General features: G+C 29.9%; 21 protein-coding genes. 10 read left to right on the top strand and 11 right to left on the bottom strand.

Going from position 1 to position 26034, the window contains the following annotated elements; genetic code table 11:
* Positions 1–129 precede the first annotated feature (129 nt).
* Together OWM07_RS05080 and OWM07_RS05075 are read left to right on the top strand one after the other, a co-directional pair.
* Complete coding sequence (locus OWM07_RS05080) at positions 130–1722, top strand: glycerol-3-phosphate dehydrogenase/oxidase (RefSeq protein ID WP_423302590.1); 1593 nt, start codon at positions 130–132, stop codon at positions 1720–1722.
* A 7-nt stretch (positions 1723–1729) separates the two neighbouring features.
* Complete coding sequence (locus OWM07_RS05075; RefSeq protein WP_423302589.1) at positions 1730–2467, top strand: glycerophosphodiester phosphodiesterase family protein; 738 nt, start codon at positions 1730–1732, stop codon at positions 2465–2467.
* Here OWM07_RS05075 and OWM07_RS05070 read toward each other — a convergent pair.
* The 4 genes from OWM07_RS05070 to OWM07_RS05055 are packed head-to-tail and all read right to left on the bottom strand — an operon-like array spanning position 2464 to position 6377.
* Entirely contained in the window at positions 2464–3321 is an 858-nt protein-coding gene (locus OWM07_RS05070) for an ABC transporter permease (protein WP_423302588.1), read from the bottom strand. The genes OWM07_RS05075 and OWM07_RS05070 overlap by 4 nt on opposite strands.
* A complete protein-coding gene (locus OWM07_RS05065) occupies positions 3318–4172 on the bottom strand; it encodes an ABC transporter permease (RefSeq protein ID WP_423302587.1) in 855 nt (284 codons plus the stop codon). Before OWM07_RS05065 ends, OWM07_RS05070 begins: the two co-directional genes overlap by 4 nt.
* Positions 4173–5261 (bottom strand): ABC transporter ATP-binding protein, encoded by a 1089-nt coding sequence (locus OWM07_RS05060; protein WP_423302586.1) that lies wholly within the window; start codon positions 5259–5261, stop codon positions 4173–4175.
* Positions 5262–5315: 54 nt separating this feature from the next.
* On the bottom strand, positions 5316–6377 hold the full coding sequence (locus tag OWM07_RS05055; protein ID WP_423302585.1) for an extracellular solute-binding protein: 1062 nt from the start codon (positions 6375–6377) through the stop codon (positions 5316–5318).
* A gap of 209 nt (positions 6378–6586) precedes the next feature.
* Here OWM07_RS05055 and OWM07_RS05050 point away from each other — a divergent pair, with 209 nt between their 5' ends.
* Genes OWM07_RS05050 through OWM07_RS05015 form a run of 8 tightly spaced genes read left to right on the top strand, consistent with a single transcriptional unit; the run spans position 6587 to position 15481 of the window.
* The gene (locus tag OWM07_RS05050) at positions 6587–7039 is read left to right on the top strand and encodes a GatB/YqeY domain-containing protein (protein WP_423302584.1); all 453 of its coding nucleotides are present in this window, start codon (positions 6587–6589) and stop codon (positions 7037–7039) included.
* Entirely contained in the window at positions 7026–7538 is a 513-nt protein-coding gene (locus OWM07_RS05045; protein WP_423302583.1) for a CvpA family protein, read from the top strand. Before OWM07_RS05050 ends, OWM07_RS05045 begins: the two co-directional genes overlap by 14 nt.
* 2 nt (positions 7539–7540) lie before the next feature.
* A complete protein-coding gene (locus tag OWM07_RS05040) occupies positions 7541–9820 on the top strand; it encodes an endonuclease MutS2 (protein WP_423302582.1) in 2280 nt (759 codons plus the stop codon).
* Positions 9821–9831: 11 nt separating this feature from the next.
* Complete coding sequence (locus tag OWM07_RS05035) at positions 9832–11010, top strand: HlyD family secretion protein (protein WP_423302581.1); 1179 nt, start codon at positions 9832–9834, stop codon at positions 11008–11010.
* Positions 11010–12788 carry an ATP-binding cassette domain-containing protein gene (locus OWM07_RS05030; RefSeq protein WP_423302580.1) on the top strand — a complete coding sequence of 593 codons (1779 nt, stop codon included), beginning with the start codon at positions 11010–11012 and terminating at the stop codon, positions 12786–12788. The genes OWM07_RS05035 and OWM07_RS05030 overlap by 1 nt, the downstream gene beginning before the upstream one ends.
* Positions 12763–13899, top strand: coding sequence for an ABC transporter permease (locus OWM07_RS05025; protein ID WP_423302579.1), 1137 nt, complete (start codon positions 12763–12765; stop codon positions 13897–13899). Before OWM07_RS05030 ends, OWM07_RS05025 begins: the two co-directional genes overlap by 26 nt.
* On the top strand, positions 13896–14993 hold the full coding sequence (locus OWM07_RS05020) for an ABC transporter permease (RefSeq protein ID WP_423302578.1): 1098 nt from the start codon (positions 13896–13898) through the stop codon (positions 14991–14993). Before OWM07_RS05025 ends, OWM07_RS05020 begins: the two co-directional genes overlap by 4 nt.
* Before the next feature lie 47 nt (positions 14994–15040).
* Entirely contained in the window at positions 15041–15481 is a 441-nt protein-coding gene (locus OWM07_RS05015) for a hypothetical protein (RefSeq protein ID WP_423302577.1), read from the top strand.
* Between the two features lie 4 nt (positions 15482–15485).
* Here the strand turns inward: OWM07_RS05015 and rnr are convergent, their stop codons facing one another.
* Genes rnr through recD form a run of 7 tightly spaced genes read right to left on the bottom strand, consistent with a single transcriptional unit; the run spans position 15486 to position 26033 of the window.
* Positions 15486–17561, bottom strand: a complete 2076-nt coding sequence (gene rnr, locus OWM07_RS05010; protein ID WP_423302576.1) for a ribonuclease R — start codon at positions 17559–17561, stop codon at positions 15486–15488.
* A complete protein-coding gene (locus OWM07_RS05005) occupies positions 17554–18933 on the bottom strand; it encodes a sigma-54-dependent transcriptional regulator (RefSeq protein ID WP_423302575.1) in 1380 nt (459 codons plus the stop codon). The genes rnr and OWM07_RS05005 overlap by 8 nt, the downstream gene beginning before the upstream one ends.
* On the bottom strand, positions 18933–19862 hold the full coding sequence (locus OWM07_RS05000; RefSeq protein ID WP_423302574.1) for a two-component system sensor histidine kinase NtrB: 930 nt from the start codon (positions 19860–19862) through the stop codon (positions 18933–18935). The genes OWM07_RS05005 and OWM07_RS05000 overlap by 1 nt, the downstream gene beginning before the upstream one ends.
* 2 nt (positions 19863–19864) lie before the next feature.
* The gene (locus OWM07_RS04995) at positions 19865–22102 is read right to left on the bottom strand and encodes a penicillin-binding protein 1A (RefSeq protein WP_423302573.1); all 2238 of its coding nucleotides are present in this window, start codon (positions 22100–22102) and stop codon (positions 19865–19867) included.
* The gene (locus tag OWM07_RS04990) at positions 22086–22286 is read right to left on the bottom strand and encodes a hypothetical protein (RefSeq protein ID WP_423302572.1); all 201 of its coding nucleotides are present in this window, start codon (positions 22284–22286) and stop codon (positions 22086–22088) included. The genes OWM07_RS04995 and OWM07_RS04990 overlap by 17 nt, the downstream gene beginning before the upstream one ends.
* A 43-nt stretch (positions 22287–22329) precedes the next feature.
* The gene (gene uvrB / locus OWM07_RS04985) at positions 22330–24315 is read right to left on the bottom strand and encodes an excinuclease ABC subunit UvrB (protein WP_423302571.1); all 1986 of its coding nucleotides are present in this window, start codon (positions 24313–24315) and stop codon (positions 22330–22332) included.
* On the bottom strand, positions 24312–26033 hold the full coding sequence (gene recD, locus OWM07_RS04980; protein WP_423302570.1) for an exodeoxyribonuclease V subunit alpha: 1722 nt from the start codon (positions 26031–26033) through the stop codon (positions 24312–24314). The genes uvrB and recD overlap by 4 nt, the downstream gene beginning before the upstream one ends.
* Position 26034 lies beyond the last annotated feature (1 nt).

Raw genomic sequence — 26034 nt, 5'->3', positions numbered from 1 at the left:
TTAAATATTAACTGGTGGGTAAAGTTTCCCTTTACCCACCTCCTTTTTTTTCAAATAATACTCATTTCTAAAAATCTCAAATAAAATAATTCTCTTTAAAATCATCTCAAAATATAGTATGATTTAAATATGACTAAAATAGACCAATTTTACGATCTTATAGTAATTGGCGGTGGTGCAACGGGAGCTGGCGTAGCTTTAGATGCAGCATCAAGAGGATTAAAAACATTATTAGTAGAGAAAAATGACTTTGCCTCTGGCACAAGTAGTAGAAGCACCAAATTACTACACGGAGGGGTTAGATATTTAGAAGCTGCAATAAAGCATTTTGACAAGGAACAATATCATCTGGTTAAAGATGGTTTGAAAGAAAGGTTTATCTTAATCAAAAATGCTCCTCACCTCTGTCATAAGATATCTCTATTAACCCCACTTTATAAATGGTACGAACTACCTTATGTGTATGCAGGGCTTTCAATATATGATCTTCTATCTAAAGATAAAAGTCTTGGTAGAAGCAGAATTATAAGTAAAAAAAATGCCATAAAAAATTTTCCTAAACTAAAAAAAGAGGGGCTTAAAGGGTGTGTTCTATACTTTGATGGTCAATTTAATGATATGCGCATGAACATTTCTATATTAAAAACTGCCCAGCAGTTTGGTGCACAAGTAAAAAATTATACAGAACTAAAAAGCTTTATTAAAAAAAATAACAAAATAATAGGGGTCGTTTTATTTGATAAAATTCAAAACTTCGAAATAGAAGTTGGTTGCAATGCAGTAGTTAATGCTACAGGACCCTTTACTGATTTTATTAGAAAACTTGATGATCCCAGTTGTGAAGAAATTATGGAAGTTTCCTCTGGCATCCACATTGCCCTTGATAAATCTTTTGCTTCAGAAAACACAGGTCTTTTAATTCCAAAAACTGATGATGGAAGGGTACTATTTGTTTTGCCATGGGAAGATGCCTGCATAATTGGGACAACTGATGAGCCAGCTCAAGTAACAGAATATCCTCAACCAAAAGAAAAAGAGATTGAATACTTATTAAAACATATAAACAGATACTTTGATATGCAAGTTTCAAAAAATGATATTAAATCTGTTTGGGCTGGTTTAAGACCACTTGTAAAACACAGTAAAACTAATTCTACAGCTTCTATTGTCAGAGATCATTACATCGAAATTTCCCCTTCTGGATTAATAACAATAACTGGTGGAAAATGGACAACTTTTAGAAAAATGGCGGAAGATACTGTTAACAAATTATTTTCACATTTCAACTTTAATGGTACAAAAAAATGTATAACTGAAAACATTACTTATTATGGTAGCAACGGTTATAATCAAGAATTTATAGATTATTTTAACAAAATTTGTAAGCTTGATAACGATATTAAAAAACACTTACTAAACAGTTATGGAGTTTTAGCAAAAGATATCTACGAGTATGCATTGAAAAATAACCTAACTGATAGATTAATAAGCAACAAACCAATAATTTTGGCTGAAGTCTATTACTCAATACATAATGAATTTGCTAAATACCCTTTAGATTTTTTAGTAAGGAGAACAGCTTTAGCTGAAACAGATTTAGAATCTGCAAAAAGTGCTTTAGATAAAGTGTGCGATATATTTGCTGAAGTTTTTGGTTGGGACTTAGAAAAAAAATCTGATATCAAAAATAACTCTCTAAAAATACTAAATACAGCTATTTGAGGTAATTATGAAAATTATAGCACATAGAGGAGCTTCCTTTTATGCACCAGAAAATACGAAAGCAGCATTTGATTTGGCTATACAGTTTGGAGTGGATGGGCTTGAAATGGATGTCCATCTAACAAAGGATAATCAAATAGTTGTTATACATGATGAATCCACTGGTAGAACAGGTAGTAAAAATCTTAATATCAAAAAAAGCAAATACACTACATTAAGAAAAATAAATGTTGGTAGTTGGTTTGATATTAAATATAAAAAAGAGAAAATACCTTTATTAGCTGATATTATAGATACCACTCCTTCATATTTAGATTTATATATCGAAATCAAATGTGGTACCGAAATAATAGACCATATTTCAAAATTAATTGAGAAATACAAGGAGAGAAATGAAAGATTTGTTTTGTTTAGTTTCAATTATGATGTAGTTTTTGAGCTCAAAAGGCTTTTCCCCTCAACAAAAGTACTCTGGATTGTAGAATATGGCTATAATGTTCCAAATCACAGTAAAATGTATAAAGAAGTCTATAAAAAGATTGAATCAGCAAACTTAGATGGGATATCTACACTCGCTGATCTTTCTCACTGTATTAGAATGGCAAAGGAAATTAAGAAACAGAATTGGTTATGGAATGTTTGGACTGTGGATAACCCTCATTTAGCAAAACAGTTTATGAGTCTTGGTGTAACATCACTATCTACCAATCGACCTGATTGGATTATAAATAATTTAAAAACTTAATCATCTTTTTTCTTGCTAAAATAAAGATTAACTAAAGCCAAAAGAGAAGTAAATACAATCATCAAAAATGAAATGGCATTTATTACAGGTGTACTGCCATCCCTTACCTGCAAATAAAGATTTATAGGAAGTGTTGGCTCAGAACCTACGAGAAATAATGTTGTATTAAAGTTTTCAAAACTCATTAAAAATGCTACTGAACCAGCTCCAATTAACGCAGGTTTTAAGTATCTCAAAGTTATATGCCATATCACCTCAAACCTATTAGCCCCAAGGTTTAATGCAGCCTCTTCTAATGTTCTATCAAACTTTTTCAATCTTGCTGATACAACCAAAACAACAAATGTTGTAATAAATGAAAACTGTCCCAGCACAACAAGCCAAAATCCTGGTGCAAAAATGGGAGCCTCAATCCCTAATTTCTCCTCCAAAAATAGCCCTACACTATTACTAGCAAGAAGTATTGAAATACCAAGGATAACACCTGGGATTACAAGTGGCGCAAGTGTTAAAAAATATAGTGCTTGTTTAAATTTAAACTCTTCCTGCTCAAATAAAAATGCACCCATAGTCCCTACAATTAAAGATAGTATAGAAACAATAAATGCAGTTTTTATACTTACCCAAATACTTCTTAAATTATTTACATCATGAAAAAGCCCTACTCTGTGCCCATCGTTTGCAAAAAACCAATCAAGTGTAAAACCTTTCCATGGCAGACTTGGAAAATCTGAATTATTAAATGCAAGAATACAAGTTATCACAAGTGGAGCAAAAAGAAAAATATAAAATAATACAATGTATATTTTAAACGAAATTGTATATTTTCTACTCTTTGGAAGGCTTCTTATCATTGTACCACCTTGCTTAAATTTTGTTTCGTTATTTTAAGCCCAAGCCAAATTATAAATGAAGAAAGCAGGAGCAGTAGAAATCCAAACGCAGCACCCTGATTCCAGTTAAAACTTGCAATAAATTGTGTATATATCTGCTCTGTAAACCAGAGAGAGTTTTTGCCACCAATTAAATTAGGTGTTAAGTAATTTCCAAGAGTTAGCATAAAAACTACAATGGAACCCGAAGTAAGTCCTGGTTTTGCATGAGGAATAATGATCTTAAAAACTATATCTTTAGTGGATGCACCCAAATCGTAAGCTGCCTCTATCAAATGATCATCGAGACTCTCCATAACTGATATCAAAGGAACAACCATAAATAGCATAGATGTATAAACTAGAACCATAATCATAGAAACATCATTATATAAAAACTCAACAGGTTTATCCAGTATTCCAAGCTTTAATAAAAAGTGATTTATCACGCCACTTTCTCTAAGTAAAATCATCCAACCATAAACTCTAACTAACTCACTCACCCAAAAAGGCATTAACAATAAAATAGACAAGAAATTACTAAAACGAGGATTCACAACTTTGGTGATATAAAAAGATACTGGCAAAGCAATAATTGCCGTAATTATTGTGACAATAATGGAATAAACCGCAGTCCTAACAAAAGTAAGCCAATAAACAGGCTCTACAAAAAAGTTTTTATAGTTTTGTAAGCTCCAAACAAGCTCGCCCAAATCATTATCTGCCTTTAAAGACATAATAAGCAAATCAATATGGGGTATAACTATCAATAAAAATAGCCATAAAACAACAGGTGTCAAAAAAATATAAAAACCTAATCTCGCATGTTTCATTTATTCATCCCTCTTTTCAAAAGCAACACAGTTGTCAGGAAACCAACCAACCTCAATTATATCACCTGGTCTAATGTAATCAAACTGCTTGTTTTGAGGAAGAGCAACAATTATCTCTTTACCACTCGTTTCAATAACAGTTAACAATCTGCTATTTGCCCCATCAAAAAGGATTGTTTTAACTCTCACATGAACTCTATTTAAACCTTCTAAGTTTTTATCTGGCTTTATAATAAAGGCTTCAGGCCTAACAAAAAATTCACAATCCTTTTTTGATAATTTATTTAAAATTTTTACTTTGAACTCAAAACCTTCTTCTGTCCTAACAAATGCAAAATTATCTTCTTGTGATAATAAATCAGCACCCCAACTGTTGTTATCACCTACAAAGCTTGCTACAAATGAAGTTTTCGGATGGTGATACAAATTTTGCGGAGTGTCAATCTGCTCAAATCTTCCTGCATTCATCACAGCTACATAATCTGACATAACTAGCGCTTCGGACTGATCATGGGTTATATAAACAAAAGTTGTTCCAACTTCGGTCTGAAGCTTTTTAAGCTCCACTTTCATCTGCTCTCTAAGTTTCAAATCCAGAGCACCCAATGGCTCATCCAACAATAAAACTGAAGGCTCAAGCACAAGACATCTGGCAATTGCAATCCTCTGTTTTTGACCACCAGATAACTGATTTATGGATTTTTTCTCAAATCCAGGTAAACCTACTCTTTCCAAAATATCTTTTACTCTTTTTTTAATCTCACTATTTGGAACCTTTCTTCTTTTTAAACCAAATGCAATATTTTCTTCCACATTCATCATTGGAAAAAGAGCAAGATTTTGAAAAACGAGGTTCACTGGCCTTTTGTTTGGTGGGATTCCATTTACTAGATTCCCCCTTATATAAATTTCCCCTTCTGTTGGCTCAATAAAACCTGCAATCATCCTAAGTAAAGTTGTTTTACCGCACCCTGATGGTCCTAAAATAGAAAAAAATTTACCCTGCTCTACCTGAAAAGATACACCTTTGACTGCTGTAAAATCTCCAAACTTTTTTACAACATTCTTAACTTCTAAATCAAATTGCATTATTTAGCTCCAAATTGAATTTTATAAAAAAAAAGGGGGGGTAGCCCCCTTCTATTATCTTGCTGATTTTACTTTATCAAGGATTTTAGCTTCGATAGACTCAATATTTGCTGGAACAGGTGGATACCATTTGATATTATCTATATCAGCTTTTGAAAAAGAGCGATTTAAATTATCTTTTACTTCAGGTTTTAAGTATTTTTCAGCATCTTTTGAAGCAGTAAAATACCCCTCTTTGTTTGTAAAATATGCAGCATTCTCTGGTCTAAGCATAAAATTAATCCATTTATATGCTGCATCCAAATTCTTTGACTTTGCAGGAATTGCAAAAGTATCTATCCAGCCAAGTGCACCACTTTTTGGAGCTACAAAATCAATATTTGGGTTTTCTCTGTGAAGTTTCCAGCCACCGCCATCCCAACCCATTGCTACATAAACTTCTTCTGATCTTAAAAGTTGTAATAATGCATCACCATTCGTCCAATAGTTCTTTACTAAGTCTTTAGCTTCTATTAGTTTAGCACCTATTTTTTCCATTAAAGCTTCATACTCTTTAGGCTTGCTATACAGTTCAAAAGGGTTATAACCAAGAGCAAAAGCTAGAGCTATCAAAGTTGGTCTCTTAAGCCTGTAGCTTATTCTCCCTTTGTATTTTGGATCAAGAAGTGCTGTATAATCTTTTGCATCTGGAGCATATTTTTTATTTACTATCAATCCTGATGTACCCCAGCAGAAAGGTACAGCATAAGACTTACCATTTACCAATGTATTTTTCTTTACAGCCTCAAGCATCGAAGGGATAATTTGATCAGTATTAATTTTACTGTAATCCATTGGTCTATATATCTTATATTTTTTCTGAACAGAAGAAATTCTATCCTGGCTTGGCTGAGCAAGGTCAAAACCTGCTCCTCTTGTCGCTCTAAGTTTTGCAATCATCTCTTCATTGTTAGAATATGTAACTTCTACTTTTATACCTGTTTCTTTCTCAAATTTATCCACCAATTCTTTTGGAGCATACCCTTTCCAAGTCAATAACCTCAATGTACCGCCAGCAAAAACTGAAGTGATAGAAAACATTAAAACAGCCAACACCAGTATAGTTTTTTTAAACATAAGAACCTCCTTATAGTTTATTTGTAGAACCTCTTTTCTTTCTTAATGATTATATCATATTAGTCAAGCTTAACTTAACTCTAAGGCTTCTAAAAATATGACAACACTCATTTTTTCTAAAAAAAATAAATATGTATAAATATAAAAATTTACTTTACTTGAAAAAATATAATTATTATTTATAGTTAAAAACATTCAAGGAGGTTTCTATGGGGCTTAAAGAACAAATTTTAGAAGATATGAAAACTTATATGAAAGAGAAAAACAGTGTAGCACTTGGTGCTATCAGAATGCTTAGAGCTGAAATTAAAAATGCAGAAATTGAAAAAAAAGGTGAATTGACTGATGAAGATGTTATCAAAGTAGTTCAAAGTGCAATCAAAAAAAGGAAAGAAGCCGCAGAACAATATGAAAAAGCAAATAGACCAGAACTTGCTGAAAAAGAAAAACAAGAAATAGAAATTTTATCAAAATATTTACCTGAACAATTAAGTGAAGAAGAATTAAAGAGAATTATAGATGATGAGATAAGTAAATTAGAATCTAAGGATAAAAAATTCTTTGGTCAGGTTATGAAAAATGTAATGGCTAAAGTAAAAGGTAAAGCTGATGGTAAACTGGTAAACAAACTTGTTAGTGAGGCGTTTGATGGGGATAATTGATATTATACTTTTAATAATAATTGGTGTATTTGCAATTAAAGGTCTCATTAAAGGTCTCATTGTAGAAGTTTTTGGTATTCTCGGTTTAATTTTAGGTTATTTATTAGCTTATCAATATTATCAGTTTACTGCTAAAATAGTAGCTTATTTAGGATTTAATAAATCGGTTACTGAAGCCGTAGCTTTTGTAATTACATTTATAATCATTTATACATTAATAATTATTATTTCAATAATCTTAAAGAAATTTTTTAAAAAGATACAGTTAGGTTGGGCAGATAGGCTCGGTGGATTTTTATTTGGTTTTTTAAAGTCTTCAATTATTTTGGCTTTAATATTATCATTCCTTGTAAAAACCCTTCCACCATCATTCAAGTTTACACACGATTTAAAAAGATCTACAGTTTCAAAAAATTTATTAAAAATTACCCCTTATGTTTTCGATATTTTGAATAAACTTCCAAAAGAGAAAAAAAATAACCCTTTTAAAAACTTTTGATAATGATTGATGTAAACACATTAGAATTTAACACATATAAAGATTTAATTAAAAAAAATTTTATATCCAAATTCGCTAAAAAACATTTAGAAAATCTAAAACCATTTCAAGTAGAAAGCAAAATAAAAGAAACCCAATCGTATCTTAACGAAACATTAAACTTTTTATCATCTGAATCCATTACTATTGAAAATGATTCAGATTATTTTTTGTTTTATGAAAAACTATTAGACCCTTATGAATCATTTTACCCTATTGATCTTATAACATTCAAAAATTTTCATAATTATTTGAGAAATTTAAAAAAAAATTTATTAGCAAACAAAAAAATTGATTTATTAAAAAATATCTTAAAGAATATTTTTTCTTTCTCCGAGTTAACTGATGAAATACAACAAAAAATAAGTGATGATGGATCAGTAAAATCAAATGCTACAGATGAGCTTTTTGCTATTAGGAAAGAACTTAAAACAGTTAGCAAACAGATAGATAATATTTTAAAAAAATTACTTTTTGGCAAAAACTCAGATAAGTTTATACAGGAAAAAACAATTGTCATTAGAAATGATAGATTTGTAATCCCTTGTAAACCAAACTTTAGACAATTTATAAACGGTATTATACATGATATATCTAAGACTGCCCAAACTGTTTTTGTTGAACCAGCTGAGACAGTAGAGCTAAATAATAAATTTCAATCCTTAAAAAAAGCTGAAGAAGAAGAAATCATTAGGATAATAAATGAAATTATTTCAAAAATTAAATCTAAAAGATTAGAATTGACAACAACTATTAGTAATTATGAAAAACTGATTTTCTTTTTAGAATACTCACTCTTTATAAAAGATTATGAAATAGCTTTCCCTGTAATTTCAGATAGAATAAAATTTAAAAAAATACATCATCCTATTATACTATTACATAAGAAAAATAACTCTGTGCCTATAGATATTGAGTTTGAAAATGGAAAAAGGTTAATTGTAATTAGCGGTCCTAACACCGGCGGTAAAACAGCAGCTTTAAAATCAATAGGGTTAAACCATATTTTAGCTATGTGTGGACTGCCACTTTTTGGACAGCATGCAGAAATAAAATTATTTAAAAATATTCTGGCAGATATAGGTGATAATCAATCTTTGATTATGGATCTGAGTACATTTTCATCACACATGATAAATATTAAAGAGATAATCGAAAAATCTGATAACAACTCTCTAATACTTTTAGACGAGCTTGGCACAGGTACAGATCCCAAAGAAGGAGCTATTTTAGCTATCTCAATATTAAAATATCTTATTAATAAAGGTGCTTATGTAGCTGTTACAACACACTTTAACGAGTTAAAAGAGTTTGCTTTAAAAAACGATTTTGCTGAAAATTATGCAGTAAATTTTGATTATGAAACATTTACCCCAAAATATAATCTTCTAAAAGGTGTTATCGGCAAATCTGACCCAATTTTAATAGCTAAAAAACTAAACTTTAATAAAGAAATAATAGAACTCGCAGAAAAACTTTTGAAAGAGAAAAGTAGTGAAATAGAGTATGAAATCGAAAAAATAAATGAAATAAAACTACAGACTGAAAATTTAAAAAAATCTTTAGAACTTAAACAAGCAGAACTAATTGAAAGAGAAAAGCAACTTGAAGAAAGAATAAAAGCTTTTAACAACAAACTGGAGCAAAAGGAAGAACAGTTATTAGAAGAAGCGTACACACTTTTACAAAAAGGGAAAAATCTCATTAAAAAAAGTAAAAAATATTCCACCGAAGAGATTTCAAAAGACATTAAAAAAGTCAGTGAAAAACTTAACAAAATAAAAGAGAAAAAACCTAAAATTGACGACTTAAAAGTGGGCGATAAAATTCTTCTTACCAAATATAACAAAATTGCTGAAATACTTGAAATAAAAAAAGATACAGTTTTTGTTAATCTTGAAGGGATTAAAATAGAACTTAAAAAATCAGACTTAATTGGAGAAAAAATAAAAAACAAAACCGTTGATAAGAAGCTTGATATAAAAAGTGATATTAAAAAAGATAGCTCATGGGAAATCAATGTTATTGGTAAAAGAGCTGATGAAGCTTTATTTGAAGTAGATAAATTTATTGACAAGGCGGTAATCTCTGGAATAAATAATGTATTTATTATTCATGGTAGAGGAAGTGGTATTTTAAAAAATACTATTAGAGATTTTTTAAAAAATGATCCTAGAATTAAAAGTTTTAGAGCAGGTACTTTTCATGAAGGTGGTGATGCAGTAACAATAGTAGAATTTTAAAGGGGTTAAAGATGAAAAAATTACTCATTATCCTTCTCGGGTTAATTTTTATATTACTTATAATAGTAAATATTTTTAAACCCAAAAATGAATCTAAAAAGCTTTTCGTAAATGGTCGAATTGAAGCTGATATTATAGATATATCTTCTAAAATTCCAGGAGAAATAATAAAAGTATATTATAAAGAGGGTGATTATGTAAAAAGGGGAGATTTATTGGCAGAAGTTGATAGAAGAGAATTATTAGAAAAATTAAAACAGCTTACTTCTCAAAAAAAACAAATAGAAAATCTCATTAAAATAAAACTCAAAGAAATAGAATCACTTAAAATAAAACTGGAGCAAATAAAATTAAAAAAGGAAAAAATAGCAAAAGAGTTGAAAATTGCTAAAGAAATTGCTGAAAATAATATAACAATTGCTAAAAGAAAATTTGATATAATTAATAACCAACTGTCTGTAACTGAAAAGCAACTTGAAAAGATAAAAACTGATTTATCAAGGTATCAAAAACTTTTTAAAGAGGGTGGTATTTCAAAATCAAAATTTGAGGAAATATCTCTAAAGTTCGACGAAATAGATAAAAAACATAAATCATTATTAAAGGAAAAAGATGTAGCTTTCACAAATTATCAAATAGCTAAAAAAAACTTGGAAAATGTAATACTACAAGAAAACGATATTCAAATTTTAGACAAAGAAATTTCAAACTTGGAAACAACTATTTCTGCAAAGGAGTTTGATCTTGATATTACGAAAAATAAACTAAATGAAATCAACTATATAATCTCTCAGTTAAAAATAAAAATTAACGACACATACATAACATCTCCCATATCAGGAGTAATCATGTCAAAATCTATTGATGAAGGTGAAATTGCAACCAACTTAACTACAATTTTTTCAATCTACGACCCTGAAAAAATATATTTTAAAGGTTATTTCCCTGAGAAATATTTAAGCAAGATAAAGATTGGTGATGAAGCAGAAGTGTTTATTGATGGTGAAAATAAGCCTTTTAAAGCAAAAATAAGCTATATCAGTAGTAAGGCAGAATTTACACCTAAAGAAATTCAATCTAAAGATGAACGAGTAAAACAGGTGTTTGCTGTTAAAGCATATTTCGAAACCCCAACTAAATTTTTAAAACCAGGAATGCCTGCAGATCTAATAATAAATTTAGAAAAATAATGATAGTAAAGTTAGAAAATATCACAAAATATTATAAAAAGACTAACTTTACTTTAAAAAATATAAGTTTAGAACTTAATAAAGGGGAAATATTAGGAGTTATAGGCCCTGATGGTGCAGGAAAATCCACACTCCTAAAAATTATTGCTAACATTACAAACTTTGACCAAGGAAAACTCACAATTTTAAATACCGAAATAAAATCTAATAAAAGTTACGACTACTTAAAGGATAAGATTGCATACATGCCACAGGGTTTAGGCTTAAATCTTTATCAAAGATTAAGTGTGGATGAAAATATTGATTTTTTTGCAAACTTAAAAGGCTTAGATATAAAGAATATTGCAGACAGAAAGCAAAAACTTCTTGAAATTACAGGTTTGTCAAAATTCAAAGATAGAAAAGCTATTAATTTATCTGGAGGGATGAAACAAAAACTTGGTATATGTTGTTCATTAATCCACAGTCCAGAGCTTATTATTTTAGATGAGCCCACAATTGGTGTAGATCCTATATCTAGAAGAGAATTATGGGATCTTTTCATGGAGTTTGTAAATATTGAAAATCTATCAATAATAATATCCACATCTTACATGGACGAAGCAGAAAGGTGTGATAAGGTATTATTTTTAATGAACGGAATAACAAATTTTTACGGTAAAATCGATGAGTCTCTATATAAAGATATTCATGTTTACGAAGAAAGAATAGATAATTATAAAAACATTGAAGAATATTATCAAAGATTTAAAGGGAGTCGCTTGAAAAGAAAACATATCAGATTTGTTTCTCAAACAAAATTAAATCTAAATGAAAAAGACCCCTACTTTGAAGATGTGATTATGTCAAAGTTAAATACAAAATTTTTACAAGTATCTTTTGCTTCCTCAAATATAAACACTAACGAAGAAAACATTATAGAATTAAGTAATATTTCAAAAAAGTTTGGCGATTTTTATGCACTAAAAAATGTCTCATTTAATGTTAAAAGAGGTGAAATCTTTGGATTATTAGGACCAAACGGTGCAGGTAAAACCACATTGTTAAAGATTCTTACAGGGTTATACAAGCAGTCAGATGGAACATTTAAGATTATGGGAAAAGATAATATAAAAAACTTAAAAAAATACATAGGTTATATGTCTCAAAAGTTCTCTTTATACTCAGATTTAACCGTAAATGAGAACATCGAATATTACTCTAAAATTTATGATGTAAAAGATATTCAAATATTTGATGATATAATAAATACAGTTGGATTAAATAAATATCTAAATCATCTTGTCAAAGATTTACCCCTTGGATTCAAACAAAGGTTAGCCTTAATATGCTCAGTGCTTCATTTACCCCCGATTGTTTTTCTTGATGAACCCACTTCAGGAGTTGACCCTGTGGAAAGGGATGTCTTCTGGCAGCTTATTTTCAAACTTGCAGAAACCGGCACAACACTAATTGTAACTACACATTATATGAGTGAAGCTGAAAACTGTGATAGAGTGGCACTAATTTCAAATGGTCAGCTTGTTGCTGTAGATAAACCTGAAAATCTAAAAAATAAACTTATAAAAGAAGCAGGTAATGTGTACGAAATATCTGATAAAAATTATTTTCAAACATATAATAAACTTAAAGAAAACAAATATAATGTCTCACTTTTTGGAAGAAAAATTAGAATTTTTACAAAGAATGATGATTTCAAAAATTTTCTGAATCAAAATTGTATTATAAAAAGTAGTGAACCTTATATGGAGGATGTTTTTGTTTATTACACAAAATAGATTATTTAAAAAAATTAAGGCAATTTATGTTAAAGAATTGAAAGAATTACGCAGAGATAGGATTTCAAGAATTATTGTTTTTGTTGTCCCTTTTGTAATGATGATTATTTTTGGATATGGAATGGCTCTTGATGTAAAACATATCCCATTTGCTGTTTTAGATGAAGATAAAACACAGCTAAGTAGAGAATTGATTTATAAATTTATTAATAATAAAGAGTATTTCAGATTTTACAAATATGCTTATAGTCAAAACGAAATAATAAAACTTATCGATAAAAATATTGTAAGATTCGGTATAGTTATCCCTTCAGATTTCACAGAGAATTTGAAGAATCACAAGACCTCTAAAATACAGGTGTTAATTGATGGTGTTTTCCCATATAGAGCCGATGTAATAAAGTCTTATGTTACTGCGATGATAAACAATTTTACATTAGAATTTAATAAAATCGATCTTTCAAAAACTCTTAAAATCAATATTCGATACTGGTTTAATGAAAACTTAGAAAATATAAAACTAACAACAAGTGGTCTTCTTGCCATTATTTTATTTATAAATCCAGCGATATTTGCCTCCCTTTTAATAGTAAAAGAGAAAGAGTCAGGTTCTATTTATAATATTTACACTTCATCCATTTCAAAATTTGAATACCTTTTTGGAAAACAACTTTTTGCAGTTTCCGTATCACTAATAAATTTTGTAATAGAATTTTTGTTAATTAAATATCTTTTCAATATTCCATTTAAAGGTGAGTTTTTAACTTTCTTCTTTGCCACTTTTTTGTATATACTTGTTTCCACCAGTCTTGGATTACTAATGTCAACTTTTTTAAAATCACAGGTTTCTGCTATTGTTGGAATATCTGTGATCACAATAATTCCTGCTTTTTTATATTCTGGTTATTTAGTTCCAGTTAGTTCTATGAGCAAAGAGGCATTTATTCAGGCTCATATATACCCCACGTTCTATTATTTAAACATTGTAAAAATGAACTATTTAAAAGGATTAAACATAAGTCTATACACAATAAACAGTTGTATCTTAATAATTTTCTATATTATACTTTTTTCAACGACATATTTACTTTTTAAAAAGAAAGAGAAATGAAGTTTTTATACCTTGTCAAAAAAGAGCTTTTGCTATTTTTAAGAAACAAAGGGCTTTTAATATTTGTAATATATTTATTTACTGGAGACATATATATTGCTGCAAACGGTATTGATTTGAGCTTAAAGCACGCCAAATTTTATACCTTAGATTATGATATGAGTTATGAATCCAGAGAATTAATTTCAAAAATGGTGCCACCTTGGTATAATTTTCAAGGTTATATAACTGATTCAAAACAGATAGAATCCTATTTAATGAAAGACAAAGCGGTAGGTATTTTAGTAATACCTGAAAATTTTAACGAAAACATAAAAAAGAATAAACTTGATTTAGCCTTATATCTAAACGGTGCAGATGCCAGCACTGGATATCTCTTTGCTGGCTATACCACAGGTATCATCACAGATTATTATTTAGAAAAAGTAAAAAATTATAAAAACCAAATTGCTAAAATTGATCTTAGAAGTAGAGTTCTTTATAACCCCAACACAAAATCAAAATATTTTCTAGCACTTTCTGAGCTCTTTTCTGTCATTACACTCCTTGTTTTAATTTTGCCAGCTGCATCAATTATTAGAGAAAAAGATGAAGGGAATATAGAGATGATTCTCATTTCCCCATTAAGTATCAGAAAACTTATTGCAGCAAAACTTTTAGCAATGACCATAATCATCCTTTTAGGAACAACAGTTAGTATAAATTTGATTATAAAAACTGCTTTACACATACCAGTAAGAGGTAATCAAGCACTTTTCTTATTATTAACAATAGGTTATATTTTCACAACGATGGGTTTATCACTCTTTATTGCATCTATCTCATCAAATATGCTTCAGGTCTCACAATTGGCCATATTATTTCTACTTCCAATCCTTTTTTTATCTGGTTCTTGGACTCCTTATGAATCTATGCCTCTTATATTTCAGAAACTAACATATTTATCACCTCTAAAATATTATTTAGATGCTGGCTATGCAGTAATAATAAAAGGTCTCGGGCTTAATTTTGTGTGGTTTTATATCATTATGATGTTTTTAATGGGGTTACCACTATTTATTATTGGAACATTTTTTATCAACAAAAAATTATAAAAGCTTAGAATTTATGCTATAATATAAGAAAGCTCATGGGGGAAATCATGAAAAAAATAATAACTGTATTGTCATTTTTTATCATTTTTACTTTCAATAGCTTTGCAGATACAGACAGTATGGTTGATGCATTGGGAACATTAATCACATCTGATCTTCTCAGTAGTTATGTAGCAATAAATTCTGTTGCCGATCTTTTTGAAGTGGGTCAATACGATTTTAACAAGACATTAAATATTATCTCTGTTCAAGATTCACTTATTGATCAAAAACAAGAGGTAATAAAAAAACTTATCGATGCAGGAGATTTCAGTGGTGAAGATGTTCAGTTTGGTTATGATCTCATACAGACTTACGGATTTATGAAACAGGAGATAAAATACCTTTATGATTATATGAAAAATAGAAACGATCAAAACGCTGTAAAAAACTTCCATTATTTTAGAAAAAAAGCCTGGGAAAATATTCAAAAGCTATTAGATCTCTAGTAAATTACTCTACAAGCACAAAATCTGCTTCAAGATGGTCAAAATTAACTTTATCAAGTTTGACCCTAATAATATCTCCCACTTTATACTTTTTGCCAGAACCTTTTGCAAATACTGTATTTGCCTCCAAATCTACCAAGTAAAAATCGTTTTCGAGTGATGATAGATGTACAAACCCTGTTAGAAGAAGTTTTTCAATAAATATAAAAAACCCGTTAGACGCTACTCTGTTAATAAAAGCTGAGTAAACTCTATCTCTATTTTCAAGTAAGAATTTAAGTTTTTTATACTGATGAATTTCTCTTTCAGCAGATTCGGCATTCTGCTCCCTATTAGATGAATATTCTGCAGCTTTCTTTAAATACTCTTTATTGATTTTATAATCATAATTAAATAACAGAGATTTTAAAATCCTATGTACCAACAAATCAGGATACCTTCTAATGGGGCTTGTAAAATGTGTATACGACTGCGAAGCCAATCCAAAATGACCTATATTATCAATAGAATACAAAGCCTTCTGCATTGTTCCTACAAGTGTTGAAGAAAGGACATAGCCAAATTTTGATTCCGCTACTTTGTCAGCTAACTTTTGCACAGTTTCAGGTGTAATCTCTTCTGGCTCTACAACATCAATGCCAAAATAGTGACATAACCTTATAAACTCTTTTATCTTTTTAGGATCAGGATAATCATGAACTCTGAAAACTGAAACAGGTGCATTTTCTTCTAAAAACTCTGCAACAGCTTCATTTGCCTCAATCATAAAATTCTCTATAATTCTATGAGACAATTTTCTTTCAAAAGGTGTAATATCTATTAAATTCCCATCACTATCAAATTTAAATACTGCCTCAGGCAAATCAAAATCGATCATCCCAATTCTTCTTCGTTTAGCTATCAAAATTTCTGTAAGCTCCTTACTTGTATTTATTAAATTCAGTAACCTTTTGTCATCTGTTGTGGTAACGCCCTCAAGGATTTCATTTACATAAGTGTAAGTCAACCTATAATCACTTTTTATGATAGATTGGTAAAATTCAGTTTTTTTTCTATTACCTTGCTTATCATACTCAATTTTTACAGTTAAAGTTAATCTTTTCCTTTTAGGCATTAAAGAACATAAATCGTTAGACAACTTTTCAGGGAGCATAGGTATCGCAAATTCTGGAAAATATACACTTGTGCCTCTATTATAAGCCTCTTTATCAAGATTTGTACCTGCCCTTACAAAATGAGCCACATCAGCAATGTGTACATAAAGGGTATAGCCATTTTTACTTTTTTCAATGGAGATAGCATCATCAAAATCTCTAGCATCTTCACCATCAATTGTAACTGTAAATAAATTTGTAAAATCTGTTCTTTCGCCAGGATTTTTATATAAAACTGTTGAGGTCTCTTTTACCTCTTTTTTTACAGATTTTGGAAAGTTTAATTTTAAATCATACTTTGCCAAAACTATTTTATTTTCAATACCTTTATCATAAAGGTTTCCTAAAATCTGTTTTATTCGCCCTTCAGGATTTTTACCATTTTCAGGGTATTTAATAATTTCACATACAACTACATCATCATCTTTTAATTTTTTTGAATACTTGTTGGGGATATAAACATCATAAAAAAATTTTTTTTCATAAGGTATTACATAGGCAAAATATTTGGATTTCTCTACTCTCCCAACAACCTTTTTAAACCCACGCTCTATGACCTTTATAACATGGGCTTCTTTCTTACCTCTAAACTCTACAATCTTAGCAGTGACTTTATCACCATGAACAGCACCATTTAATTTTTTAGGTGGAATAAATAAATCATCCATATCTTTATTTTCAGGTATCAAAAAGGCATAACCATCTGGATGACCATCTATAGTCCCTTTAATTATCCCTAAATCATCACATGGTGCATATTTACCTGTTTTAAACTTGATTATTTGACCATCGATAATTAATTTTCTCAAAATCTTTCTAAGCTGCTTTTTCTCTACTTTTACACTTTTAAGTATTGCATTAAAACTTAACGGCTTTTTAGATTCTTTTAACAATTTGAGAATCTTGGTTTCTATGTTATTATTCAAGATTGTAATCCTTTATTTTCTTTCTCAAAGTATTTCTATTTATTCCAAGCAATTTAGCAGCAGCAGATTTATTATTACCAGTTTTATCTAATGCTGCCATAATCAAAGGAGTTTCTACTATTTTAAGATACTCATCATAAATAGTCACATCATCATTCACATTACTGCAGTAAAGTAGCTTTTCAGCAAGGTTATACAGCTCTTTTCTTATGGATAATCCATTATTATTGTTTCTTAAAACCTTTTCTGGTAGATTTTTTAATTCAATCACATTACCTGTTGAGTGAACAATCAGATACTGAACCACATTTTCAAGCTCTCTAATATTTCCTGGCCAATTATACAGAATAAGTTTATTTAACGCATCTTCACTAATATGTAATTTTTTATTTTTGATATATTTATATTTTCCGAGAAAATGCTCTATCAAAACTGGTATGTCCTCTTTTCTTTCCCTTAATGGTGGTAAATCGATATTGATTACATTTAACCTGTAAAAAAGGTCTTCTCTAAATTTACCAGCTTTCACATACTCTTCTAAATTTTTGTTTGTTGCTGCAATAACTCTTACATCCAGCTTTACTGGTTTGTTACCACCTAACCGATAAACCTCTTTCTCTTGCAATACTCTTAAAAGTTTTACCTGAAGATTTAAATCCATCTCAGAGATTTCATCTAAAAAGATTGTACCACCATTTGCTTCTTCAAATTTTCCAGGTTTATCTGATGATGCACCAGTAAAAGCCCCTTTTACATAACCAAAAAGTTCACTCTCAATCAGATCATTTGGAATTGCCCCCATATTCAATGCTATAAATGGTCTGTTTGCTCTATTGCTCTTTTGATGAATTAATTTTGCAATAACTTCTTTACCTGTGCCTGTTTCACCAGTTATTAATATATTAATGTTCGAAGTGGCAACTTTACCTATAAGCTTATATATCTCAATCATCTTTTTATTCTTGGATTGATAGTCATATTCTATCGTTTCAGACTTAACTGATTTAGTATTTTTATCAATATATTCGGAGATTTTATTTTTAATTTCTTCCAGATTAAAAGGTTTAGGTATAAAGTCAACAGCACCTATCTTCATAGATTCAATTACATTGCTACTAGTATCCTGGGCAGTCAACACAATGAATTTAGTATCATACTTATCTTTCCATTTCTTAATCAAATCAAACCCAGATTCATTTTCTAAAAATAAATCTACAATACAAACATCTATCTTTTCATCATTTAACCACTCTTCAGCCTCTAATGAATTTTTAGCTGTATAAACACGGTATAAATCACTAAGGGACTCTTGAAAAAGCCACAAAATCTGCTCTTCATCATCAATAATTAAAATGTTACCTTTATTATCCATTATTTGTCCAATATATATGGTATTAAAACAGTAAAAACTGTCCCTCTATTAGGCTGACTATTTATCTCAATTTTCCCTTTATGGGCAGTAATAATCTCTTTTGCCACTGACAAGCCAACTCCCATCCCTTTATTTTTTGTTGTAAAAAAAGGTTTAAATATGTTCTTTAAATTATCTTCATCAATCCCTTTACCTTTATCAATTATACTAATTTTTACCATAGGATACAATACATTTTTATCTTTATTAAGATATTTAACTGTCAAATCAATTTGAATCTTTACAGTAATTACACCTTCAAGTTGAGCTTCACAAGCATTTTTTATAATATTCATCAAAGCGATATACATTTTTTGGTAATCAAAATAAAAATCTTTTATTTCTGGATCAACCTCAACTTCAAATTTAATTTTTTTAAAAATCATATTGTTCGCTTCTAATAATTCATTAATCAATCTACTCAAACTGTTCTTTTCTAATTTGAGATTATTATCATGAAATATCTTCAGATTATTTACAAATTCTAATAACCTTTCCACTTCTCTTTCTATTACATCCACGCATTTTAAAACAAAATCATCGATATCTTTACTTTTTAATAATTGCAAAGTCCCACTTATTACAGTAAGTGGATTTTTTAATTCATGTTGTAACAACCCTGTATCAAAGAAATTATTTAAATCGAGATTATTTATCGGTATAAAATAATAAATATTTCCATCTGACATTGCAATTTTTTTAAAGACATAATATGTATCTAAAATTATTATAAAATTAGAAGATATTTCTTCTTTACTGTTTAAAAAAGTAGGGATATCATAAATACCTGACAAATAAAATTTATTTAAAATTTTCTCACATTCATCATTATAGTCAACTATCTCCTTATCCTTCACAATCAAATATGGAAGAAGTTCTTTAGAATTCATAGCTACTTTATTTCAATAGATTCTTTAGAATTGCTATCAATGAATGGTTCAAAAGTAAAATCTGTTGAATAGCTATCAGTAATTTTATGAGTACTTTTGTCCACTTTATAGTATGTTATCTCATCTGAGATTGGAAATTCTTTAAATGGTATAAAATCTATAATCTGTTTTGTAAACATAACAAAAGCTGGCAATGCTGCCCTCGAACCAGTTTCAAGTCGGCCTAAAGGTTTAAAATCATCAAATCCTGCCCAAACCCCTGTTACTATATTAGGCATCACCCCAATAAACCACGCATCCCTATACTCATTTGTTGTACCAGTTTTTCCACCCAATATTCGTGGTATAGATTTAGCTCTCCTACCTGTACCATTCTCCACTACATTAATCAAAATATCTGACATGACATGCGCTGTTGAAGGTTTAATAGCTTCTATTGGCTCAGCAGGGCTTTCTTCTATTATAACTTCACCACTTTTATCAACTATTTTTTTCAAAAAGTATGGAGATGCTCTTTTTCCCAGATTTGCAAAAGTCGTATAAGCGTATACCATTTCCATAAGTGAAATGGAACCAGAACCAATACTTATAGATAAATCATTTTCTAACTCTGATGTAATACCAAATTTTTTAGCATAATCTTTAATAGTTTTAATTCCTAATCTTTCAGCTAATTTAATCGTTACGATATTTCTAGAGTGTGTTAGCGCATCCTTTAAAGTTGTATATCCATAAAATTCTTCTTCAAAATTTTCAGGTTTCCAATATCCAGCATCCTTTCCACTGCTTAATATTATCGGTGCATCATAGATGAGAGTGTTTATATTATAACCGTTTTCAATAGCTGCAGAATACACAATAGGTTTAAAAAGACTCCCTACCTGCCTTTTTGCCTGCACAGCCCTATTAAACATACTCCTTTTATAAGACAGTCCACCAACCATTGCTAAAATTGAACCGTCCTCAGGTGATACAGACAATAAAGCCCCCTCCACCTTTGGCAAATGGGAAAGAAAATATTTATCCCCTTTTAATTGCACTAAAACAATATCCCCTTTACTTAATATCTTCCTAAAATCATCTAAAAATCTAACTTCAGCACCAAAAGGCTTTGCCCATTTATTATCCTTTAGTTTTAAGGTATAATTATTACTATCCACCTCAACTTGAAGCTTATCTCTTTCTACATTAATAACCTTTGCTATTTTTAGATTAAAATCTTTAACATAACTAAATTTCTTCTCAATTTCATCTAAACTCGTCTCATTTATATTCCCAATTGCTCCAGAAAAACCTTGCCTTTTTGAAAGATTAAAAAGATTTTCTATCACAGCTTCTTCTGCACTATTTTGAAAGTCTAAATCTAATGTTGTATAAATTTTATACCCTTTATCAGTAACATCCTCATTATACTTTTCCTTTATATATTGTCTTAAAAAATCCACAAAATATTCTGCATGTTTAATCATTTTAGGGGATTCTTTTACAATATTGATAGGTAATGAAGAATATTCTTTGTATTGTTGCTCAGTTAAATACCCCTCTTCAAACATCCTGTAAAGAACATGATTTCTTCTATTTAACGCCTTATCAGGGTTTAAATGAGGTGCATAAAGACCAGGAGCCTTTGGCAGACCAGCTATTAATGCAGCTTCATCTATTGTCAACTCATCAACATGCTTACCAAAATAAACCCTTGCAGCAGCCTCAACACCATAAGCTCCTCTTCCAAAATAAACTTGATTTAAGTACATCTCCAATATCTTATCTTTTGTTAAAAAGTTATCAAGTTTATAAGCTAAAATAGCTTCTTTTACTTTTCTTCTCAGTTTCCTCTCAGGTGTCAAATAAAGAATTTTTACAAGTTGTTGAGTTAAGGTTGAGCCACCCTCAACTATTCTGCCAGCCTTGATATTTTTTATAAAAGCTCTTAATATACCAGTGAAATCTACACCACCATGCTCATAAAAACGGCTATCTTCTACAGCTATAACGGCCCTTTTTAAATAAATAGGAACCTTTGAAAGAGGAACAGGATACCTTCTTTCTGTCCCAAGTTCAGCAATTATTCGTTCTTTTCTATCCAGTATCAAAGTTGGCGTTTTATATTTAAAATTTTTCAACTCTTTTACAGAGGGGAGTTCACTACTCAATTTATAAAGATAAGTGAAAAAACCAACTATCACCAAAAAAGAAAAAATTAAGCTAAATAATAAAGCTATTTTAAGAAACTTCTTCATAACTATCTAATGTAAACTCTCTATTCTCCTTTTTTGATACTTCCAGCAACTCTTTTATAAGTCTATTTTTATCAAAAGTTTCTTTTGCTACCATCTCAAAAACTCTACTACTTACATCAAAACTTATCTTTTCTACATCCTGCAAACCTGCAAGATGTGCCACAATGGCATCAGGGCACCCCATTCACAAAAAACCACCTTTTATCCCCATCCCTTCAACGGTAAATTTAACTTTTTTCATTATAAACCCCTTTATATTCAAATAATAAATCTCTTAATTTTGCTGCTCTTTCAAAATCATATTCTTCTGCAGCCTTATACATTGCTTTTTCTATTGTTTCAATGTCTTTTTTCCTATTGCCTGTCAAATTAAGGCCAAGCTCATCCGTAATATCAACAGTATAATAGTCTTTCTCGTATATGGTTTCTAATATATTAGTTATCTTACTTTTAATAGTCTCAGGTGTTATACCATGCTCTTTGTTATATTGCTGCTGTATTTTTCTTCTCCTTTCTGTTTCCTCAATAGCTCTTTTCATTGATTCCGTTACCCTGTCTGCATAAAAAATTGCTCTTCCATTTACATTCCTTGCTGCTCTCCCAACTGTTTGAATTAACGCTTTGTCAGATCTCAAAAACCCTTCTTTATCTGCATCTAATATTGCTATAAGACTCACCTCAGGTATATCCAAACCCTCTCGCAATAAATTTATACCAACTAATACATCAAATTTACCCAGCCTTAAGTCTCTTATAATCTTTATTCGCTCCAAAGTATCTATTTCACTATGCAAATATTCAACCCTTATTCCAAGCTCTTTATAGTATGAAGTCAAATCCTCTGCCATCCTCTTAGTAAGTGTTGTGATCATCACCCTTTCATTATTTTTAACGGTTTTTATTATCTCTTTATAAAGGTCATCCACCTGATTTTTAGCAGGTCTAACCTCAATAACTGGATCGATTAAACCTGTAGGTCTAACTATCTGCTCGACAACAACGCCTTTGCTATCCTCTATTTCAAACTCACCTGGCGTAGCACTTACATACAGTACCCTTTTTGCTTTTTTATAAAATTCCTCAAATGTAAGTGGCCTGTTATCAAGGGCTGCAGGCAACCTAAATCCATATTCTACTAAATTCATTTTCCTTGATCTATCACCGTGATACATCCCTCTAATTTGAGGAATTGTTATATGTGACTCATCAATTATAATAAGAGCATCCTCGGGTAAATAGTTTAAAAGAGTTGGTGGTGTTTCCCTTGGTTTTCTACCTTCAAAATACCTAGAATAATTTTCTATCCCTTTGCAATGCCCTGTTTCTTTTAGCATCTCCAAATCATGCATAACCCTTTGTTGTAACCTTTGAGCCTCTAATAGCTTCCCTTGACTTTCAAAAAACTCAACCCTTTTAGCCAAATCCATTTTTATCTGCCTAATAGCTTCATCCATAGGAACATTTGCTGTGACATAATGAGTATTTGGATAGATGGCTACTTTTGGTCTATTTCTAATTGTTTTACCAGTGATAGGATCAAATTCTGATATCGCATCAACCTCATCTCCAAAAAACTCAATTCTATAAGCAATAGAATCTTCATGAGATGGAAATACTTCTAAAATATCACCTTTCAGTCTAAAAGTACCCCTATGAAAGTCATAATCATTTCGCTCATATTGGATTTCAATCAGTTTAGATAAAACTGATTCTAAATCTACCTCTTCTCCAACCTCTAAACTTACTAACTTCCCATAATAAGCTTCAGGGGAGCCCAGTCCATAAATGCATGAAACACTTGCCACAATAATAACATCCCTTCTTTCTAATAAGCTTCTTGTAGCTGAGTGTCGCATCCTGTCAATATGTTCATTAATAGAAGAATCTTTTTCAATATAGACATCTGAAGCTGGCAAATACGCTTCTGGCTGATAATAATCATAATAACTAATAAAATACTCCACAGCATTCTCAGGGAAAAAATTTTTAAATTCTCCAAAAAGCTGAGCTGCAAGGGTTTTATTATGCGAAATGATAAGTGTTGGCACATTCAACTCTTTAATAACATTTGCCATAGTAAAGGTTTTGCCTGAACCTGTAACACCAAGTAATACCTGCTTATTAACACCTTTCTTAAAATTATCAACAATTTCACGAATAGCCTTAGGCTGATCCCCTTCAGGTTTATAATCAGATTTTAATATAAATCTCATTGACTACTCCCATATAGCAACTTCCCGATAACAGACTTTCTATTTGTTTTTCTTTTAACAGCATTAATCAATACATCCTTACTACCAGCAATAACAACTCTATCCTTTCCTCTAGTAATGGCAGTATAAACTAATTCTCTGGTCAACATTTCACTATCTTTATTACCCAAGACAAAATAGACATCGTCAAATTCAGAACCTTGACTTTTGTGAACTGTCAAAACATATCCAAGCTCATAGCCAGATACTAGGGATTCAGCAATTTTTCTATATTCCTTACTATTTAAATCATAAAACAAAAAATAACTTTTATTATCTTCAACCTCTACGATACCCATATCACCGTTATACAAATCATTTAAATAATCATTCTTGTTAATTATAACCTGCTTACCGTTATACCAATCTTTACCATCAAATAGCTCTTTTAATTTTTTATCAATGATAAAATTTAAATTTTCAGATCCAAATACACCTTTTCTATATGGTGTTAAAACCTTAAGCTTATCTATTGCCTTTTTAAAATCCCTTTTTATCTCTTCTCTATAATTGTTTACTACTTTTTCAATAAAGCTTTTATCAAAATCAACTAAAACTAAATCATCATATCTGTTAGGACTGTTTAACAACTCTTCTAATTTATTTATATTAACTGATTTTATGGCTTCAGCAATAAGAGCAATCCCACTATTACTATCAAACCTATAACTTTCTTCAAACTCTATCAAACAATCTAATAATGTATTTTCAGTATCTAAAACCTCCACATCAATATTAAATAGCTCGCCAACACTTTTTGTAAAAACATTCAAACCATTTACATCATAATAATCATTAATACTGCATAACTCCCCCATAACGGCACCAGCTTCTACTGAGGAAAGCTGATTTTTATCGCCAATTAAAATTAATCTAACATCATCTTTCAATGCATTTAAAAGATGGTAAAACAGCTCAACATCTACCATTGAAACTTCATCTATAATCACAATATCATACGGTAACTTATTATCTTCATTATAATAAAAACTCATTCTTCTATTATTCGCCCCAAGTAATCTATGAATCGTACATGGAGGCTCTATCATATCCACAAAAGAGGTATCTTTAAAAGATTCTATTATTCTGGAAACAGCCTTACCTGTTGGAGCAGAAATTGCAATTTTATGTTTTGAATCCTCTTTTAATAAAGACTCAATTATCTTTTTAATAACTGTTGTCTTACCTGTACCAGGCCCACCCGAAATCACTAAAAAATTATTCAACAATGAAAGGTTTACTGCAAGATTTTGTAACTTATTTAAACTGTTATCCCAAAAAAATGTTTTTAATATTCTCCTTCTATTTGCCAAAATCTTTATCTTATCCACAATAACTTTTTCGTAGTCAAAAACCCTTTTAATAAACAGTTTGTTATCAAAAATAGTAAAAAACTCTTTTAAAAGCTCATACTTATTTATCTCCTCTTTTAGTTTGTGTATATTAGGAAATACAAACTCATAATCAAACCCATTTACTTCTATCAAATCTAAAAGTTTTTTTTCTTCTATCTCTGTCAAATCTATGCAGCTATCACCATTTTCATATCTATATGTTAAAAATAATACTAAATTTGCTACAAGTTCAGAATTAGTTAAACTTTTTACCCAATTAGCTGATTCATATTCAAAATAACCAATAATTTCATTTTTTAACAAATTATCAAAAATACCATTCATT

This window comes from Deferribacter thermophilus (genome assembly GCF_049472675.1).
In the GTDB taxonomy this organism is placed as follows: domain Bacteria; phylum Chrysiogenota; class Deferribacteres; order Deferribacterales; family Deferribacteraceae; genus Deferribacter; species Deferribacter thermophilus.
This window is presented reverse-complemented; position numbering and strand designations above follow the sequence as displayed.